Annotated in this window: 15 protein-coding genes and 1 pseudogene; 12 read left to right on the forward strand and 4 right to left on the reverse strand. The window is 42.3% G+C overall.

From position 1 onward, the window contains the following. Window positions 1–594: 594 nt before the first annotated feature. From H9631_RS13915 to H9631_RS13945, 7 genes are all read left to right on the forward strand, one after another. Window positions 595–1,314, forward strand: a complete 720-nt coding sequence (locus H9631_RS13915) for a FadR/GntR family transcriptional regulator (RefSeq protein ID WP_191813773.1) — start codon at window positions 595–597, stop codon at window positions 1,312–1,314. Between the two features lie 349 nt (window positions 1,315–1,663). Then, the gene (locus H9631_RS13920; protein ID WP_191813775.1) at window positions 1,664–1,993 is read left to right on the forward strand and encodes a hypothetical protein; all 330 of its coding nucleotides are present in this window, start codon (window positions 1,664–1,666) and stop codon (window positions 1,991–1,993) included. Continuing rightward, window positions 1,974–2,978 carry a DMT family transporter gene (locus H9631_RS13925; protein ID WP_191813777.1) on the forward strand — a complete coding sequence of 335 codons (1,005 nt, stop codon included), beginning with the start codon at window positions 1,974–1,976 and terminating at the stop codon, window positions 2,976–2,978. Before H9631_RS13920 ends, H9631_RS13925 begins: the two co-directional genes overlap by 20 nt. A 25-nt stretch (window positions 2,979–3,003) precedes the next feature. Beyond that, the gene (locus tag H9631_RS13930) at window positions 3,004–3,243 is read left to right on the forward strand and encodes a hypothetical protein (protein ID WP_191813780.1); all 240 of its coding nucleotides are present in this window, start codon (window positions 3,004–3,006) and stop codon (window positions 3,241–3,243) included. A 201-nt stretch (window positions 3,244–3,444) separates the two neighbouring features. Further along, window positions 3,445–5,478 carry a hydantoinase/oxoprolinase family protein gene (locus H9631_RS13935; RefSeq protein ID WP_191813782.1) on the forward strand — a complete coding sequence of 678 codons (2,034 nt, stop codon included), beginning with the start codon at window positions 3,445–3,447 and terminating at the stop codon, window positions 5,476–5,478. Window positions 5,479–5,491: 13 nt separating this feature from the next. Further along, window positions 5,492–7,171: a hydantoinase B/oxoprolinase family protein gene (locus H9631_RS13940; RefSeq protein WP_191813784.1), complete on the forward strand. Its 1,680-nt coding sequence runs from the start codon at window positions 5,492–5,494 to the stop codon at window positions 7,169–7,171. A 1,051-nt stretch (window positions 7,172–8,222) separates the two neighbouring features. Next, window positions 8,223–9,065 (forward strand): malate synthase, encoded by an 843-nt coding sequence (locus tag H9631_RS13945; RefSeq protein ID WP_191813786.1) that lies wholly within the window; start codon window positions 8,223–8,225, stop codon window positions 9,063–9,065. A 261-nt stretch (window positions 9,066–9,326) separates the two neighbouring features. Here H9631_RS13945 and H9631_RS13950 read toward each other — a convergent pair. The 3 genes and pseudogenes from H9631_RS13950 to H9631_RS13960 all read right to left on the reverse strand — a co-directional run bounded on the left by H9631_RS13950 (window position 9,327) and on the right by H9631_RS13960 (window position 12,051). After that, window positions 9,327–9,599 (reverse strand): annotated as a pseudogene (locus H9631_RS13950) (VOC family protein). Window positions 9,600–10,031: 432 nt separating this feature from the next. Further along, on the reverse strand, window positions 10,032–11,195 hold the full coding sequence (locus H9631_RS13955; RefSeq protein ID WP_191813787.1) for an NAD(P)/FAD-dependent oxidoreductase: 1,164 nt from the start codon (window positions 11,193–11,195) through the stop codon (window positions 10,032–10,034). A 70-nt stretch (window positions 11,196–11,265) separates the two neighbouring features. Further along, on the reverse strand, window positions 11,266–12,051 hold the full coding sequence (locus H9631_RS13960) for an SDR family NAD(P)-dependent oxidoreductase (protein ID WP_191813790.1): 786 nt from the start codon (window positions 12,049–12,051) through the stop codon (window positions 11,266–11,268). Window positions 12,052–12,519: 468 nt separating this feature from the next. Between H9631_RS13960 and H9631_RS13965 the strand changes: the two genes are divergently transcribed. After that, window positions 12,520–13,533 carry an ornithine cyclodeaminase family protein gene (locus tag H9631_RS13965; RefSeq protein ID WP_191813792.1) on the forward strand — a complete coding sequence of 338 codons (1,014 nt, stop codon included), beginning with the start codon at window positions 12,520–12,522 and terminating at the stop codon, window positions 13,531–13,533. Window positions 13,534–13,885: 352 nt separating this feature from the next. Here the strand turns inward: H9631_RS13965 and H9631_RS13970 are convergent, their stop codons facing one another. After that, entirely contained in the window at window positions 13,886–15,367 is a 1,482-nt protein-coding gene (locus H9631_RS13970; RefSeq protein WP_191813794.1) for a sodium/proline symporter, read from the reverse strand. Window positions 15,368–15,918: 551 nt separating this feature from the next. Here H9631_RS13970 and H9631_RS13975 point away from each other — a divergent pair. The 4 genes from H9631_RS13975 (at window position 15,919) to H9631_RS13990 (ending at window position 19,789) form a co-directional block, all read left to right on the forward strand. Then, window positions 15,919–17,121 carry a CdaR family transcriptional regulator gene (locus H9631_RS13975; protein ID WP_191813796.1) on the forward strand — a complete coding sequence of 401 codons (1,203 nt, stop codon included), beginning with the start codon at window positions 15,919–15,921 and terminating at the stop codon, window positions 17,119–17,121. A 135-nt stretch (window positions 17,122–17,256) separates the two neighbouring features. Then, the gene (locus tag H9631_RS13980; protein ID WP_191813798.1) at window positions 17,257–17,541 is read left to right on the forward strand and encodes a hypothetical protein; all 285 of its coding nucleotides are present in this window, start codon (window positions 17,257–17,259) and stop codon (window positions 17,539–17,541) included. 562 nt (window positions 17,542–18,103) lie between these two features. Beyond that, window positions 18,104–18,826, forward strand: coding sequence for a 5-oxoprolinase subunit PxpB (gene pxpB / locus H9631_RS13985; protein ID WP_191813800.1), 723 nt, complete (start codon window positions 18,104–18,106; stop codon window positions 18,824–18,826). Between the two features lie 39 nt (window positions 18,827–18,865). Further along, the gene (locus H9631_RS13990; protein ID WP_191813802.1) at window positions 18,866–19,789 is read left to right on the forward strand and encodes a 5-oxoprolinase subunit C family protein; all 924 of its coding nucleotides are present in this window, start codon (window positions 18,866–18,868) and stop codon (window positions 19,787–19,789) included. Window positions 19,790–19,797: the final 8 nt, after the last annotated feature.

The following is a 19,797-nucleotide window of genomic DNA, read 5'->3' on the forward strand; positions in this document are numbered from 1 at the left end:
TGATTGTGGAAGATGTACTGGATAAATTTATAACCAAAAAAAGCAGCGGAAACAGGAACTCTTAAGAAATTTTCAAGAAACGGTTACTATTCATACTCTTTCTTAATTATGTGGTGATTAGAACAGAGATTTAGGCGAGGATAAAAGAGAGATTGGGAGTATTTTTAGCCCCCAATCCCTCTTTTAATTTTTCCAAAGATTAAATAGTTTAGATAACAAGTTGATAGAAAATTCCATGTGGTTGATAAATTTTCAAAATAAAAAACAAAAAAAGTATTGAAAGTATAAAAAGGTTATAGTATATTAATCCTACATTCGGTTGAACTGGTTCCACCAGTTTCGCCATCAAAATATTTTACTTGATTGCAAGCGTTACCAAATAACTGGAAGCAGTTTAACTTCATTCAGCAGAAGTCTCCCACTACTGTAAGTGGTGAGGTATTCAGTGGGGGTTCAAACCCCGGTTGAATAAAGTTAAGCCTCCAGCGGATGTCACAGATTTTATCGACCAGAGCTCGATAAAATCTGGGCGCAAATACGCTAAGGCGCATTTGATTTTTTAAAAAAATAATATGATTTAAATAGGTGATTAATATGAACGTCAGTAGCAGTCTTTTTAACAGCGTGATTGTGGATATTGAAAAAAAGATAAACGATGGGGATTTGAAAGAAGGAGATAAATTACCTTCGGAGAGAGAATTGACGCGAACTTATGAGATCAGTAGGCATGGAGTTAGACAAGCTCTAACAGTTCTTAAGGAAAAGGGGTTGATTAAAATCACTCCTGGGAAGGGTGCTTATATTACCTCCTACAATGAAGATATTTTAACGGAGTCTTTTAAGAGAGTTGCCCAAAAATATGATTCTACTATAGAAGAGATTTTAGAGGTGAGAGAGGAGCTGGAATTATCGGTCATCTCTAAAGCGGTTCTGAAGGCAACTCCGAAAGATATAGATAATCTGATCGACATATGCAAAGAAATGGATCAGGTGATGGATGTAAGCCGTTTTTTAGAGTGTGATTTGAAATTTCATAAGGCTTTGGCTGATGCTTCCCAAAATAGTATATTTGCAGCTTTAGTTCATTCCTTTTTTGAAATGACTGAGGAATCCCCATTTTCGTTGACCAAGTATACAAGTAATTTTCTGGATATTATTAGTAAGGCACAGAAGCAGCATTGGGTGATGATTGAAGCATTAAAAACCCGAGATCAGGATTTGGCTATGAAAACGATGACAGAGCATATGGAATTGTTTAGAGAGGAAGTAGATTTTTTGAGGAGTAAAAACATTAACTTTAAGGAGGTGAGGTAACAATAGCAATAGCTTGTTGTTATCCCAATGAAAGGAGGAGTTTTCTATGGAGAAAAAACTCCCGAAATTTCACCCGGGTATCCCCGCAATCATGAGTATCATCTTTGCATTAATTACAGGTATTATTTGTGCTAAATGGCTCAATATCATTATGAACCTTTAACTTCATTCAGCAGAAGTATCCCGCTTCTGTATGTGTTGAGGTATTCAGTGGGGGTTTAAACTCCAGCTGAATAAAGTGAAAGCCTCGGGCGGATGCCACAGATTTTCAGAGGGATTTATCGAGCGGAGCTTGATAAAATCTGGGTGCAAATACGCCAAGGCGAATTTGATTTTGGAGGGATAAAAAGTGAAACCACCTTTAAAGTTTGCTTTATATTCTGTTTTGTACGCTTCTGAGGCTGGGGTTTGGGAGTATGAGATTTATGAGAAATTGAAGGGGCACTATAACTCTCGGGCATTAAGTAAATTAAGATCCATCCTCCTAGAATTACACAATAAAAGCTGGACTGATGAAGTTGAGGCAGAAGTATACGGGGAAACCGTTTTTAGAAAATATAAACTCCAAGAACGTCACAGAGAATTTGTAGATTATCAGCTTTCACCTCTTACGATAATAAAGGAACTCGGATTGGATGTTGCGAAAGGAGAGGTGAAGCATGAACCAGTCGCTAAATGAAATTAAGCTTCTTCAAGAATCTCGGAAGGTTCGCATCGGAATGGTCTATGCCGCTCTTGGAGCACCCATGCTAGGTTTGGCATTTGGGTTTGCAGGAATGGCTGGTGCACTGCACCCATTTGACATGGCTTATCCTACAGGTCCTATGACCTTTCAATTCTTTGAATATATGTTTGGAGTCCTTACGATCTTTATCTATTCATTTATAGTGGGGACTGCCAAAGATAATTTCAGGGTATTCAGATCGAAAATTTCCTGGTATGGCGTTTTTATGGCAATGACTGGCATGATGGGAGATTTCCTGTTTTTCGCATCTTCTGCAATAGTAGGAGGAGCCATTGCAGGTCCGTTAGCGGGGTTGTTTGGTTTTTGGGGAGCTGTCGTCACCTCTATCGTATATAGAGAAAAGATCATGCAGAAATGGACTTTAATTGGAATTGCATTTATTGTCATCGGCATTTGGGTCGCTTCAGGCGGGATGGCGCTGGCTGCACCTGCAGGTGTTTCATCTACTGCCATTTTAATTGGTGCAGGTATGGGGCTGTTGGCCGCGATTGTATATGGAATTGAAAGCTTTGCGATTGCTGCAGGATCAGATATGATGCCTGAAGAAAGTTCGCTTTTCTGGCGAGCAGGCTGGGCATTAGTTGGTGCTGTCATCATAAACTTTGTAATTATGCCGAAGTTCACAGATATTGCTAGTATCATGCTGCAAGATCCAAAATGGTGGGCGTATGCTGCTGTTACTGGAGGAGCATGGGGAACTTATATGATTGTTTCATTGTACATCGGTATTAACACGGCTGGAACTGTCGGAGGAGGTTTGCTTGCGAGCACAGGATTTGTTTGGACCACTTTCCTTTCGATGACTGTTTATGGCGGAAACTGGAGTACTTCTTTAATGCTTGGAAGTTTAATCTTGTTCCTTGGAATAGGCGTTATGCTTTTAAGACCGGCCGAATTGATAGCGAAAGTACGAAGTTGACTCTATTTTGAAAGGGGTTACAAATATGGACCAGTTAAAAGACGAATATATAAAGGTTACGAAAAGCGAGCATAAGTATCTGGCTGTCGGAGTTATTTTAGCCTCAATGGTCTTTGTTGTCCCGTTTCTTATCATTATTGCCAATGGTTGGTGGGAACCTCTAGGATCAGCTTCAGCTGGCTGGAAATGGGTTTTCACCTCCATCGTATTATTATCACTGATTTACGTTTCATTGCTTTTTGATAAATTCTATCGGAAGCATTAATCCTTTAACTTCATTCAGCAGAAGTTTCCTACTTCTGTAAACGGTGGGATGAATGCCTATTAGAATTTTATTCAGTGGGGGTTCAAAAACTCCGGTAGATGCTTAAGATTTTCAGAGGAAATGTATCGAGCTTAAGCCCGATAAAGTTTGGACGCAAATTCATTTGATTACATCATCAGTTTTTATAAGGGAGGAACATCCATGAGTAATTATATTAGTGGTATAGATGTAGGTGGTACATTTACTGATTTTGTTTCGTTTGATCCAGAAACAAAGGAAATGAAGGTTTGGAAGAACCTCACAACTCCTGGCCACCCCATTAATGGGGTATTAACTGGTTTAAGCGAATTTGAAAATGTAGAAGATATTGACCAAATCCGACATGGTACAACGATTGCAACCAACGCGATACTAGAAAGAAAAGGAGCAGAGATTGCTTATATTACCACTAAGGGCTTCAAAGATGTCCCTTTTATCCAGAGAGCCAATAGAAAGTCGCATTATGATTTAAGCTGGATCAAGCCCAAACCGCTTGTGAAGCGACGAAATTGCTTTGAAATTAATGAGCGTCTAACACATAAAGGGGAGACTTTAGCAGAAATTGATGTGGAAGAAGTAAAACAAGTGGCGGAGCAAATTAAAGAGAGAGGAAATATAGATGCAGTCGCCATTAGTACACTCTATTCATATGTTGACCCTAAACATGAAGAAAAGTTAAGAAGTTTACTAGAGGAATACCTCCCTGGTATGCCGATTTCCATTTCCTATGATGTGCTGCCGAAATGGAAAGAGTATGAGAGAGGAAGCACTGTCATCGCCGATGCTTATATTAAACCAATTGTTTCTTCTTATTTAGACCAATTAGGTGAGCGCTTTCAAGAAAAAAATATCACAAAAAACGTGGGGATTATGAAGTCCAATGGCGGCATTATGACTTTGGCTGCTACTAGACAAGCTCCGATCAATACTGCTGTCTCAGGTCCTACAGGCGGAGTGGTAGGAGCAAAGAGGATTGCGGAACAATGCAACATTGACCATCTCGTTACTTTAGATATGGGCGGTACGAGTACAGATGTCGCGATCATTAAAAATGGAAACGAAGAACTGACAACTAATTTTGAAATTGAATGGGGTATTCCGATTCAGGTGCCGATGATTGATATCAGAACGATCGGTGCAGGCGGCGGAAGTATAGCTTGGATTGATAATGGCGGCATGCTTAACGTAGGACCGGAAAGTGCTGGAGCTGATCCTGGACCTGTATGTTATGGGAGAGGTGGAGAAAACCCAACAGTAACAGATGCCAATCTTATTCTAGGAAGATTAAGCTCGGATAACTTCCTAGGCGGATCAATGGAGATTGATTATGATGCGGCCCACCAAGCCTTGGAGAGACTGGGTAAAAAGCTGAACATGTCAGCTGAAGAGACAGCCGATTCCATTATTAAAATTGCCAACAACAGCATGGTGGGCGCGCTGAGAATGGTATTGGTAGAGGAAGGACATGATCCAAGAGATTTCACATTGATGAACTTTGGCGGAGAAGGCCCGTTGCATGCAAGTGATCTCATGGAGATTGCGGAGATTCCAAGAGCTGTAATCCCTATGCATCCTGGACAGTTTTCCGCTGTTGGCTTTATGTATTCAGATGCCCGTGTCGACCTCCAGCGTACGGTTCAAATGACCTCTAATAAATTTGATATTGCCAGAGCTAATGAAGTTTTTCAGCAGCTGAGGAAAGCCGGTCTAGAGGATTTATCTTCACAGGGTTATACGGATAAGTACGACATCATCACATCGATTGAAATGCGTTACCTTGGCCAGAACTATGAGTTGGATATTCCTTTTAATGAAGAGGAAATCAATGAAGAAAACGTCCAAACGATATGGAATACATTCCATTCCATGCATGAGGATCGATTTGGTTTCAAGATTGATGGAGAAGTGATGGAAGTCGTTACATTTAAAGTAACGATTATCAGTAAAACGGACAAGCCTGCAGCTAAAAAGATTGATAGAGCAAACGGAAGCCAAGCTGTGCCGAAAGATGAGAGAATGGTCCGTTTTGATAAAGAGTCTCTTATGACGACTATTTATGATCGGGAAACTCTATTAGACGGCCATGAAATTGTTGGACCGGCGATTGTTGAGGAAAATGCTTCTTCCACAATAGTAGGCCCGCAGCATAAGTTAACGGTTGATTCTTTTGGAAATATGCATATCGAAAAAAGATAGGAGTGTAAACAATATGGATGTAGTATCAGTTAATATTATTAACTCTTCAATGGTATCTGTCTGTCGGGAGATGGGGATTACCCTTATGAAGACATCGTATTCAACTATTTTCAATGAAGCGTTGGACTTTACTTGCGGGCTCGCCAATGCGAAAGGCGAACTTATTGCTGTTGCAGATTACTGCCCAGCCATGATTGGCGGAATGCCGACTTTGATCGAAAACTGCATAAAAGAGATTCCGGCATCAGAAATGAATCCGGGTGATGTGATCCTTCACAATGATCCATATAGAGGTGGACTCCATCTTCCGGAGCACACTGTTTTCAAACCCATTTTTATTGATGGTGAAGTGGTGGCTTATGCAGTTGCCATTGGACATCTGGCCGAAGTAGGGGGAATGACTCCGGGAGGATTCGCTGGAGAGGCTACTGAAATTTTCCAAGAAGGACTTAGGCTTCCTCCTGTCAAGATCGTCAAAGAAGGAAAAGATAACGAAGAAGTATGGAAAATCATGCTCGCAAACGTGAGAACACCAAGATATAACTTTGGAGATTTAAGGGCTCTTATCAGTGCCGCTGATCTCGGTGAAGAGAGATTAAAAGGGTTAATTCTTAAATATGGAAAAGACTTTTTCATGAAAACAGTGGATGACTTAATGGATTACTCCGAACGCCGGATGCGTGCAGAAATCAAAGAAATTCCAAATGGTTTATTTCAATTTGAGGATTATGTAGAAAATGACGGAATTGAAGATAAAGTTTTTACGATAAAAGCAAATGTGTATGTTGAAGATGAGGAAGTCATTATCGATTATGAGGGGACTTCCCCGCAAGCCAGAGGTCCTATCAATGCAACATATGGAGTATCCGTGTCAGCAGCCTACAATGCAATGCTAAACTTGACGGATGCTTCCATTCCTAAAAACTCCGGTTGCTTTAGGCCCATTAAAGTAGTGGCTCCCCCAGGAACAGTGGTAAACGTTGATTACCCTGCACCGGAAGTAGGAGGAAATACAGAAACTCATCCAAGGATTGCATTTGCCGTTCTTGGAGCCTTCTCTAAAGCTGTTCCGGAAAAAGTCATTGCCTGCGAGGGCGGTACCCATCTCAATTTCGTTTTTGGCGGGTATCATGATGATTATGAGGAATATTATGTTTGTTATGATTTGGAAGCGGTTGGCTGGGGAGCCCGTCCATATGCTGACGGAAATGATATGGTTGACTCGATCAATGGGAACTGCCGAACAACACCTGTTGAAGTGTTTGAAACTAGATTTCCTTGGCTCGTCGAATCATTTCATCTAAATCAAGATTCTGGCGGTGCAGGAAAATATCGCGGAGGCTTGGGTGCTGAGAAAATACTCAAATGTAATGCCGATTTAATCACGATTAGCCAAATGACAGATCGACATCATATTGCTCCGTATGGATTATTTGAAGGAAAAGAAGGCGGATTTGGAGCTACATTGGTTCAGAAAAATGGCGAGGAAGATTGGAAAGATGTTGTCGAGGGCTATGGAAAAGTTTCGTCCAGTAAGTTCTCCAATATCCCGATAAGACGAGGAGATAGAGTCAAAATCGTCACACCGGGCGGTGGCGGCTATGGTTCACCGAAGGAAAGGGATAGAAACATGATCATGGAAGATGTACTGGATGGATTTATTTCCAAAAAATCAGCGGAGACAACCTATTAAAATATTTTAAGAAAGGACTGTTCTCATGAAATTTTCAAGTAACGGTTACTATGTCGAAAAATATGAGAAATGTTCTGTATGCGGAAAGCTGGTATACGAGGAACGCATAGAACAAGTAAACATAAATGAAGAACCTGCGCTGTATTGTTCCGAATGGTGCGTAGACTGGGAAAAGAAGAGAGAAAAGATTAAGCGGGAAGCTTTGGTCAAGTCAAATTAATATTAGAGTTTAGGTAAAAGCAAGGGCCGGGGGCTCTTGCTTTTTTGAAAAAAGTGGGTTTGTCAAATGAAGTGTGTAAGTTCACTTTGTTCAAATATCTTAAAACTCATCTTGAAGGAGCCATTGGTTCCTGACCATGGTCCATCCCATTTTGTTTCGAGTTCTTTAATGCGCAAATACAATACTTTATCATCAGTGAAGAAGTAGATAGAGCTAGGGTGGATGCTTTACCGTTTGATATAGAAGGTTTGTGCAAAGCTTGATGAGCAATGATTGACCGTGCCTATCAAATTCAGATGTATTAAATCGGGTATGATTCCGTGGTGATCGATCAGGAATTGCGGGAGATTCAAGCGCTTCATAGAGATGAGATCCGCCGACGACAGTCGCCGCTGAACATGTTGGAGAAGTAGCCAAGCGAGGTTTTTTAAGGTAATGATAAGTCTAAGATACCAAGCGTTTGAGCAGCATATATAATAATTCGTATCTTTTTCAGGCATTAAATTTGAGTCTTTTGTCAGTAATCATTGATAGAAATGCCAAAATGGATCTATCATTTTTTCATCTCTCTGGTCACTTATATATTAAAATAAATAATTATTATACGATAAACAAATTACCGTTGTCAATCAAAAATTTGCAATAATATGGATTATATGATATTCTACAGTTAGAATAGTTTTGAGACAGCATTTGATTATCGTACGCAACTTCTTCTAGACAGAGTTTGAGTACGATTTTTTAATTTAAAAACTTATTTTCGTGCCATTCAAGCAGGCTAATTAGGTGTCAATAAATACCTGAATATTTTTATATAAGGAGAGTGAGTTAGTGAATTTAATTAATGAAGAAGTAACTCATAAAGTCTTTGGTGAAGGAAGTATTGTGGATCATGATGAATCTGTCATCACCGTTGATTTTAACGAGGATGTAAAGAAGTTTGTTTATCCTGATGCTTTTGGAAAATTTATTACACTAAATGACCGGAATGTTGCAGAAACTTTGAAGAAAGTCCTTTTGAAAAGGAAATTGGAAGAAGAAGCACTTGAAAGGAAACGTGAAGAAGAGAAAGAACGACAGGCGTTTGAACAGCGGCGCAGGGAAAAGCTGAAGAACCCTAGAATTTCTGAAAGCTCACAAATTGTTTTCTGGCTGGACGAAGAAGAGCAGCAAAGTGTATTTAACGACTGGCAAGTATCTACTGGCAAGATTCAAAGTGGAAAAAATAAAGGTCAGCTAAACAGAGTAGCTCGTTTGCGTCCAAACAGCGCAGGTCTTCTGACTGCAAGAGAGTCGGATCAACCAGAAACAAGAAGGCGGATTCTAGGCCTCTACATGGTAAATGAAATGTTTTCCGGGAATCTTAGCGAAGATGGAATGGTCCCGTCTCATGCAGAATTTAGAATCGAGCTCACGGATCAAGAAGCGGAGAAGATGCTTTTCTGGAATTATTATGTCAATAAAAACTACCCTCACCGAACTACATGGAATTCTGGTAAATTTCGTTATTTTGATAATGTTTGGACTGCTCAAATCCTAAAAGATATCATTGCATTAAAAACGGATGAAGAACAAATCAAAGAAGCTAAAAACTTTCTGGAATACTTCTGCCAAATGAATGCCCTTGACATGGAAAATATCCCAGTGGCGAACGGAGCTTTAAAGCAACAATAATCAGATGGTATACGGAGACGGTTCACAAATCTGAAAACATCTGTCAAACAACTTCCTTTCCCAAGCTTTCCCTCTGCTTAGGAAATGATTAAACTTTTGTGTTGTTTGAACATCTCTATTCCACAACTTGGATTCTGCTAAATAGGGCGCCATCAGTATTCCCGATAAGCGCCCGATTGTTGAAAGCTTTATTGAATGAAAACCCCCGTTAGGTTAGTAGCAAATGATTACAACCTGCTATTTCCCCCAAAGCTCGACCAGTCAGCCGTCAGGGTCTTTAATCCAAATAAACTTTCCAAATTCACTAATCTTTTTTTCTTTACAAGAGGTACTACACCAATAAGTTCAAGATGCTTAATCGTCTTGTTTAGATTATGTACCTAGAATTTTACATTACTTGTTGTGCTGTTGGAATATAGCTGCCCTTCTCATTTCCTATTTGGGGTTTAATCCCATTCTCTATTCCAATCTTCACTTCGCTGTACCATTTTTTTATTTGGACCTCCAAAATATTCCTCCCAAACCTTTTATCATCGTATCTTTCCTGTCTGTCTTTAAACTTTTAGTTTTTCGATTATTGTTAAACTCCACCTTCAACTAAACTGCTGCTTTATTCAATAAGAAAAAAGAGCCATCAAATAGCTCAAGGACCTTCAAGTAAAGCACCTTTAGCTTAAGTGCATCTTGGATTTATACTAAATGTTGGGGTTACCACACAATTTGCATATAAAAGAATACACGCAAACATCCAATTCTTTTATACTTGAATTGTCGAGAAACAAGCAAAGATTGGAGTTGCGTGCAATTGAATTTTAGCATAAAATCCCTGGCTTTGAAGATGTATTGATCACAAAAGTGGAAGAAATGATAATCCTTATCTTTTAAATCCATGCCGGGCCCGGGAATAACAGCTGATCTCCTAGAATCACTGGAAGTACTCTGAACCCGCTTTGGCCCGCTAAGTAATTAATGAATGGCTGTTTCAAGAACCAACTGGTTGTTGGCAAATCTCTCAATAGAGAGGGAGGACAAATCTAAAGTTTCATATTTTCCAAGACGAATCATTTCAGAAAGTCCTTTTCCTGCTGCTGGCGCTTGCTGGAACCCATGTCCGCTGAAACCGGTAATGATGAAATAACCTTTCATGTCCGGATGTCCGCCGATAATCGCATTTTGGTCTACTGTATTGAAGTCATATAATCCAGCCCAGCTGCGTTCCACCTTCAGCTGTTCAAACAGTTGGCTTCTTTCATAGAAGATTGGCCATACTTCTTCTTCGAAAGTGGACTTATTCGAAGAGAATTCAAAGCTGTACGGATCTTTATGAGGCATACCGGTGATCACTTTCTCTCCTTCTTCGCGGAAGTAGAATCCGGTCGGATCGAAAACAAGAGGCAGCGATTTAGAGAATGTCTTTGTCAAATCCAGGCAGAAAATCTGATAGCGAAACGGCTTGACAGGAATGTCGATATCGATTGTCTCGCTAAGTGCGCCGGACCATGCGCCGCATGCATTGACAACGATATGAGCATGATATTCCTCTCCGGACTCAAGTCGGACACCTGTTACTCTCCCATTTTCTGCAAGGAGTGATTGAACTGGCTGGTAAATATAATCCACTTCCATTGATTTTGACTTTTTCACATAGAATTGAAGGACTGTATATGGATCCATATATCCTGCATCTGTATCAAACGTAGCTCCAGCCAGATCTCCCGTATTTAGTTCTGGAACGATATTACGGATCTCTTCTACGGATAGGGTTTCCATATTGGCTCCGCACCGGTTTTGGAAGTTGGCCTCCTCTATCAATCTCGGCATTGTTTCGCTCGTACCTAGGTACAAATATCCGGTCTGCTTAAAATCAATTTGCGGAGATTCGCCGTTCACTGCCATTTCTTTTGCAAAACTTTTGTAAAAGTCCAGACTGTAACTGCTCATCTGTATATTGATTTCAGTCGTGAATGAGAGGCGGATACCGCCCTCACTGCGCGGAGTGGAAGAGAATTCATACATTTGGTCTTTTTCAAAGACTGCAATACTTCCAGTGAATCCGTCTTTACGTAGGTTGTAGGCCAGGCTGGAGGCCATGATGCCTCCGCCAGCAATAATCACATCATATTTATTCATTTAGAAACCACCCTTTACTAGACATATTTTCGTAAAATGCAGCAATGAAGCGGTAAAAGAAAAAGCTGAATTAATCAAACATCAATGGGCGTGCAATTTTATTAATGGCTGCTCCATCTACCATAAGCGTCTGGCCGCTGATGTAAGAGGCTCCGTCCGAACACATGAACAGGCAGGCGTTGGCAATATCGTCCACTACTCCGATTCTTCCCATCGGCTGGAATCTGAGCGTTTCTTCAAATGCAGCATCGGGATCCTCCAGGCTGGCGAATGTCTGATGCAGCAGTGGGGTGTCGACTGAACTTGGGCATACAGCATTTACGCGGATATTCAGGGGACCGCAGTCAAGAGACATTTGTCTTGTAAGGGCTGTCATTCCACCTTTGGAAGCCGCATAAGCTGCCAGTCTTGTAATTGTTTTCTCTGCATGCCAGGAAGCGATATTGACAATGGCCCCTCCGCCGCGCTTTTCCATCTCAGGGATTGCATATTTTGAGCAGAGGAAAGCTCCTGTCAAATTGACGCTGATTACTTTATTCCATTCTTCAAAAGAAGTGTCTACAGCAGATTTCCGAATATTGACTGCTGCATTATTGATGAGGAGATCCACACCGCCAAAATGTTCGGCTGTTGTGCTGATCAAGTTCTTAACATTATCTTCACTGCTGACATCTGTTTTGACGAAAAGACAATCAATTTCTTCGTTGATAAACTGGTCTATTGCCTGCTTGCCTGCTTCTTCGTTCACATCAGCGATGACCACCTTTGCTCCATTCTTGCCAAACGTTCGGGCGATACCTTCACCAATTCCTTGGCTTCCGCCGGTAATAATTGCTACTTTATCTTGTAATCTCATTTTGTAACCCTCCGGTTGTAGATGTTTGTTTTCCAAAATGCTGGTTGCTTTCTAAAGCGATGATTAGTTTTGAAATGGATTATTCCGAAATTCGGAATATAATAACCTTTTTTCGGAATGAATTAAAGTAATTATAGTATAAATTTTCTATCTTTTGCAAGCGCTTTTTCAAAAAGGAAGTGGGATTAAGGATGTTGCCTATGTGTGGGGAGGTATTTAGAGGGAAGGACGAACGACGCAAAGTATACCCTTTTTAAAAGGAGGTGGCTTTTCCTCAAGAAATATAAAATCTGCATAGTCAACAAATTGTAAGCTTTTTTTGTCAATTGTGCCCATATGAATTTTCATACCAAGTCGGTATAGTGATAGAATAGTCAGGTTATTTCTGAGGGGGTTGTAGCCGCTTGTCATGAACAGTTATCTAGCGAGTACTGTTAAGCTGTTAAAAAATGCGAAGGAGGCTAGAACATGCTGATTATCAATGCTGAGGACCAACAGAAGTTGCTGAATATGTCCGAAATGGTGGAAAATGTTGGGGAGGCACTGAGAGAATACTCGGCTGGCAGGACGACAACACCGGTTCGGACTGTCCTGCAGTTGGAAAAGAAGGAAGGCAATGCCATATTTATGCCTGCTGTTGCGGAGGGGTTAAAAAGTCTTGGAATGAAATATGTTGCCGTCTTTCCCGAAAATACCGCTCTTGGAAAAAAAACTATCAATGGAGTGGTGCTGTTGGCAGACACAGATACGGGGGAGCCGCTTGCACTATTAGAGGGGTCTTATTTAACGGTTATGCGAACAGGCGCGCTTTCCGGGGCGGCATCCAAATATTTGTCACGCGCCGATTCGAAAGTGCTGGCTATTCTCGGTACTGGCGAGCAGGCGATTGGACAATTCGAAGCCATCAAGGCAGTAAGGGACATTACCCAGTTGAAGTTATATAATCGGACGCGAGAAAAGGCTGAAGTCCTTGCGGAGTATATCAAAGCGAGGCATGATGTAGGCGTATCCATCCATTCTGATTCCGATGAAGCGATTAGGGGAGCGGATATTATCGTGACGGCTACAAGCTCCAGCAAACCGGTATTCTCGGAAGCTCTTGAGCCTGGTGTCCATGTCAATTCGATCGGTTCCTATATCCCATCTATGCAAGAACTACCCAGCAATGTCATAGCAAATGCGGACAAGGTAGTAGTGGAATCAATCGATTCAGCATTAGAAGAAGCGGGTGACTTGTTGATTCCAATCAATGAAGGAAAGTTTCATAGAGACGGCATCCATGGGGAGCTTGGACTTATTATCAGTGGTCAGCTGCCGGGCAGGGATAGTGACCGGGAGATTACGGTTTTCAAATCAGTAGGATTGGCTGTAGCTGATGTGGCAGTTGCCAGATACTTTTATGAAAAAGCAATCAAGAAACAGGTGGGCCAAAAAATTTCATTGGATACTATTTCTCCTTTCTCACCAAAAATGGAAGTTTGATATTGGATACTGGAACGCCTATATGAGGGGTGAAATATAAATACAGGGACCGCCCAAATACCACGGAATGTGATATTTGGGCGGTCTTTTGTGTGAGTGAATTGTGGGAAGGGGGAGTGTATTCATCTAGTGTGAATGGTGATATCTGAAAACATGGAACAGATACGAGTCTTGTATTTGGGGTTATCAGTAAAAAGGGGATTCAAAAATTGCCATGAGGCGTATATCTTTTAGGGGTGCCTAGAGGCTCCCGAGTAATCACGAGAAAATGGAGGTCAAGAATTCCTTAAAGCTCCAAAGTGATAAGCAAAAAGCGACGGGTTTAAAACCCGTCGCTTTTTTCGTTGCAAGATTAAACATTAATTGCCTTTTCCGTAGATAGTTCTTCTTTATCTTCGGAAGCTCCAGTCTGCTTCTCAGGGAATAATAGACTGAAGACAATACCGAATGCCAAGGCGATGAAGAACGTTGTGAACCGAGAAGAGATGATTTCCTCAAGCGGCGTGGAGATCCATATGACTGTTGAGATAAATCCGGAAATGATGGTTGCGAGAACTCCAGCTCCGGAATATTTCTTCCAAAAGAATGTAAGAATGATCGCAGGCGACAGTGTACATCCGACTCCAGCCCACGCCCACCCGACAACAAGATAGACTAGCGATTTGGAGAACAGGGCGATCATTAGACCGACGATCCCGGCGCCAACAATGGTCATCCTTGATACTAATACAAGTTTCTTTTCGCTTAATTTGATGCCAAGGGCATTGCGGATAATGTCCTCACTTGCTGAGCTTGTAATAACAAGAAGCTGTGAGTCTGCTGTTGAAATAATGGCGGCCAGTATACCAGCAAGTAAGATGCCGGCTGCCCATTCAGGGAAAAGGTCGAGAATCATGAACGGAAGAATCGTCTCCACATCTGCGAATGTCTGTCCCTGGTAAAGAGTCAATGCGGTCAAACCGATGAGAAAGGCGCCTACATAAGCTAGAATAACCCATACGATTGCAACAGTCGCCCCTGTTCTTGCCTCTTTCTTGTCCTTCAATGCCATAAAGCGGGCGCTGAGCTGAGGCTGTCCGCCTAGGAATCCGAAGAACCAGGCGAAGTTATTGAAGAGCAAAAGCCCCAAAGCGAATCCAGTTAATCCACCTGTCCAAGAGTCCATTGTAGGACCTGCTGCTACAACAGCATCCATGACTGATAAGCCTTCAGAGTTGATTTTGAATAAAGCCATAATAGGAAGACCGACGAGTGTGATGAGCATCATGACACTCTGAATCATATCCGTCCAGACAACACCGACAAACCCTCCAAGATACGAAAGGGCGATGACGATAGCGAAACTGATGAGAATACCAGTTAGCGGCTTAATTCCAAAGACGGTGAACAAGGTTTTTCCGGCCCCGGCAATCTGGGCACCGAAGTAGAACATCATAAAACTACCAATTAAGATTGTTGCCAGCCAAAGGATGATTTTTCCTTTTGATTCAAATCTTGCTGCAAGATATCCAGGAAGTGTCATGACATTATACTTCTTCGCCTCGTCCATAAATCTTCTGGCAAGGAAGAGCCAAGAGAAGGAAACCCCCAGTCCAATTCCGACTGCTACCCAGATGGCGGAGAATCCCGTCATGAAGACAAACCCCGTATAACCCAAGAGCAGCCAGGCTGATTCTCCCGTGGCCCTCTCGGAAAAAGCGAGAACCCAGCCGGGCAATTTGCCACCGCCAATCAGGAAGTCTGAGTGTTCCATCTCTTTCCTGCTAAAATAATAACCTATAGCGACCATGGCGAGACAGTAGAGGATGAATTCTACTAAAATAGTTGTATGCATATAATCTACTCCCTTATTGTTTGATTGGGAAAAGCTGAGTATAATAAATCGGCAAAGGCGTTAATTCTGCTCGTGACCTGATGATTTTTCTGGTTTTTATTATTCGTTGAAATGCCGTGCCGCTGCATTTGACGGTCGGACTGAAGATGGTCTGAATGTTTAGAAATCCAATGAACACTTGTTGTAGTAAGTTTAAAATATGAATGCTACGATTGAATTATAAAAAGAATAAAAATAAATAAAGCGCTTACAAATTGGGATGCTTCAAAACGTGTACATTCGTTTATCGGGATAGATCTTGGTTCGGATCTCATATGGAATGATGCAATAGATAAAGTTTCTACATATCCGTCTGGCGATTCTCTTATTACGTACTGCATCTCAGATTTTTTCTATATCAGTCCCCCTGGCAGTCGTTATGTACATGTAATTATAGCTTAGTCTTTTTCTCTTTCAAGAAACAATATGCACAAAATTTAGAATACTATATTGCGAGTATCTTGGTATAATCATTGCTATGCTAGAGTCGTGACAGTTGGGAGGTAAAGGAAATGAAGCTTTTTGAGCAGGTTGCACAATCTCTAGTAGAACAGACATCATCTTTGCTGGGTATCTCTCTCAGTATTACAGACGAAAAGGGTATCATAATCGGTTCTGATAATAAAGAGAGGATTGGGACATTGCATCCGGTATCTTCCCGGGTGATTGAAGGGGGAAGAGAGACAGTATTCACGAAGGAGCAGGTGGATAACCTGGAGAATGTTTTGCCGGGAATTGCGGCTCCCATTTGGTTTGATCATAAGATCATCGGTGTTTTAGGCATTGTTGGTGATCCAGAAAGTGTCAGGAAGTATGTGAAATTTATCCGCAACCATATTGAGATGTTTCTCAAAGAGAGCTTCCGTACAGAGTCAGAGCTCGTCCAAATGAAGACGACGGAACTATTCGTACAGCACCTAATTCATTATCGGGATTGGAAGGATACAAGCAAACTTGAAGAATACTGCCAATTGCTCGGAGTGCATTTCAACGGGTCGAGGGTATGTTTGCTGATTCATTTTCCTGCCCTTAGGGAATTAACCTCGCAGGCATCCCCGCTGCAAACACAACTGCAAAGCCTGATTAGACACTTGTTTAGAGGAAGCAATGAGGACATTGTTTGTCCAGTCAATCAAGACCAGTGGGCGGTTTTCAAAATCGTTAATTCGAAAGATGAGCCCAACTTAAAAAGGACATGTACCAGTGCTGTTGGCAAACTGACTGCTTTTATGGATCGAGAAGGTGTCCGGGGTGGGGTCACTATCGCTTATGGGAAGAGTTATACTGGACTGGAAGGGGCAGCCCGCTCCTATCAACAGGCCAAAAAAGCTATAAAGGCTGGTCTGAGAAGTGATCCGGGAAAAAGAGTATATTCGTTTGACAGTTGGTCCATCATGCCGGATATCTTTCTGGAAGATATCGATCTTCGTTTTCTTGAGCTCTTTGCCGACGATATACGGAACATTTGGGAGTTCCCTGAATCTGATATGCTGATTGAAACTTTTATCGCTTACTGTGAAAGCAGCATGAATGTCAGTAAGGCTGCGAGAACTCTCTATATCCATCGAAACACATTGATGTACCGGCTAAACAAGATTAGTGAGCTGAGTCGAATCAATCCCCAATCATTTGAACAGTGTATGATCCTTTACATCGCTTTGAAGAAAAGGGAGAGAAATCCGTTGTTCATGAAAGGGGCAGGAAAAAAATATTAATAAAATTTTAAAAATAAATTGAAATTTTAAAAGTCACTCGCTATACTGAGACCATAGATTGAAATGACAGTTCATTTAATGAAATTCAAAAGGAAATGTAAGGGTTATCATAACTTCTACCAAAGGGGGCCGCGGATGAAATCAAATTCGGCTTTGCACGGACTGAAAAATTGTTCTGTTAAATTGTTCATCCGTGATTACCGACGGCGGCAGCAGACGGATTACATTTCCATAACCGTGATGTCGAAGTCCATAGGGGCGGGCATCTTACTGGCAGCTATTACCGGAAAGGCGGAGTTCATGATGCACATAAGCAGCGAGAGCTGGGCATTACGCTTGGGAAAGAAAAGGAGGGACCGTATTCATGGTGAAAACGTAAGGCAAGCCGACAAGAAAACCGGATATTGTAATGGTCACTAGCGGAGGGGAGCAAACTTGCGATAGGAGTACATACGGCTTTTCAGGCCTCGACTTTGATGGTCGTTTTCTTGGTCCAGGTCCCTAAACAGGAAGTTCAAGGGAAGAGATTCTGGAGCAATATTTTTGGCCAGATAGCCAAATGAACAGTTGATTAAGGGATGCAGACAAACACCTGAGCTGATTCAACGGGCATTTCGATTTGTTCAAACCGTGTATCGTGGTCCTGGTCATTGTCTCCTGCCGGAAGAGCTTTTGGTGGAAGAGACAGAAATGACATTTGGTAATCGTGTCAGCATACCTTTCCTACAACAGCCAGCTCTGGAAGAAATCTGCCCGGTACAAGACTCCTTGGGAATGTAGAATCCCGGGTTATATTAGCTGGAGGAGGTGTAATTGCTTTCGATGGAGAGCCTCTCTCGTTGCAGTTTACGGAAAAGCATGCGTCATTGAAGTAATGACGAACCAGGAACAGATTTCAAGCAATAATCAGTCGGTTCCATCAGGCAAAAAAGTGAAAAGTACGCTCGAATTTCCATTAAGGTGAAAAGCTAGGGTGATATTCATGAAATTTGTATGTAAGCCAGCGGGTGACCAGGCTGTACTTGTCGAGTTCGAAAATATGATTGATCAAGAGACAAACACAATGGTGCGCCAGCTGGCCCATTTGGCGGAGAAGGAATCGGACGATGGTATGGGGGAGGTAATTCTCGGTTATCGCTCTTTGCTGATCCACTATAATCCTGTGAAGCTTTCCTATGTGGAGGTGAAGGAAAAGCTGCAGGGATGGGGAAAGGACGCTTCGACCGTCGGTTCATCCGGCGGCCGGGAGGTTCACATTCCTGTTTTATACGGCGGCGAGCGAGGACCGGACCTGGAGGATGTAGCCGAACAGAACGACCTTAGTTCAGACGAGGTCATCTCCATCCATTCAGGTGGAGAATATCTGGTCTATTTTCTGGGCTTTACTCCGGGCTATCCGTTTTTGGGAGGCATGTCGGAGAAAATCAGTACTCCGCGGCTGCCTTCCCCAAGGGTTTCCATACCCGCAGGAAGTGTTGGGATCGCCAACAACCAAACTGGAATTTATCCTGTTCAGAGTCCCGGCGGCTGGCGGCTGATCGGATGTACGCCTCTGCGCCTGTACGACCCGGAAAAAAAGAATCCCTTCCTCCTGGAGTCGGGGGACAAGGTGTTTTTCGAGGAAATTACCGAAGAAGAGTTTGAAGAGATAGAGGAAAACAATGAAACCTGGAACATCCACTCTTCCCAACGCATAAAGAGATGATGCAACAAGGGAAAGGAGGAGATTATCATATTTGAAGTATTGAAACCGGGATTATTGGCAACAATCCAAGACTTGGGAAGGCACGGCTATCAAAAATACGGATTGGCGGTATCGGGACCCGCAGATGGGTATTCCCACCGGATGGCCAATATTATAGTAGGAAACGATGAAAACGCAGCGTTGTTGGAAGTGACTCTCATGGGGCTGAAATTGCTTGTGAGAGAACCGGGCATCATCGCCGTCACCGGCGGAGACCTTAGTCCGGATATAAACGGGAAAGAGGCGCCAATGTGGAAGTCTATCAAAGTTGAAGAGGGAGACGTGATCCAATTTAAGGGCGCACGCTCGGGATGCAGGTCATATCTGGCTGTGGCCGGAGGCTTTGATGTTCCACAGGTATTGGGGAGCAGAGCTACCGATCTTGTTGGAAAAATAGGTGGAATGGAAGGAAGGGCTCTGAAAAAAGGGGATATTCTCCGGGTCTTTCCGAAATCGAGTGGCCGCCTGAAGGGGAGGCGCCTACCTAATGACCTTATCCCCGAGTATAGAGGTGACATCCAGATCCGAGTGATTCTCGGTCCGCAGGATAAATCTTTTACAGAAGAGGGAATTCAAACGTTCCTCTCCTCCACTTACAAGGTCACACAACAAGTGGACAGGATGGGATGCAGACTGGATGGTCCTGTCATTGAACATCTGGAGTCGGCTGATATCATTTCGGAAGGTATTTTTTACGGGGCCATCCAGGTGCCAAAAAATGGACAGCCCATTATTTTTCTTGTTGGAAGACAGAGTATTGGCGGCTATACCAAAATCGGGGGAGTGATCGGTGTCGATCTACCGAAACTCGGACAGGTAAAGCCAGGAGATACAGTTACGTTCACCGAGATTTCCATTGAGGAAGCACAGGAAGAGCTAAAGAAGCAGGAACATAACTTTCGGATTTTACAAGTGACTTGTTAATAGGGAAG

Source organism: Bacillus norwichensis (assembly GCF_014836955.1).
Lineage (GTDB): Bacteria > Bacillota > Bacilli > Bacillales > Bacillaceae_C > Siminovitchia > Siminovitchia norwichensis.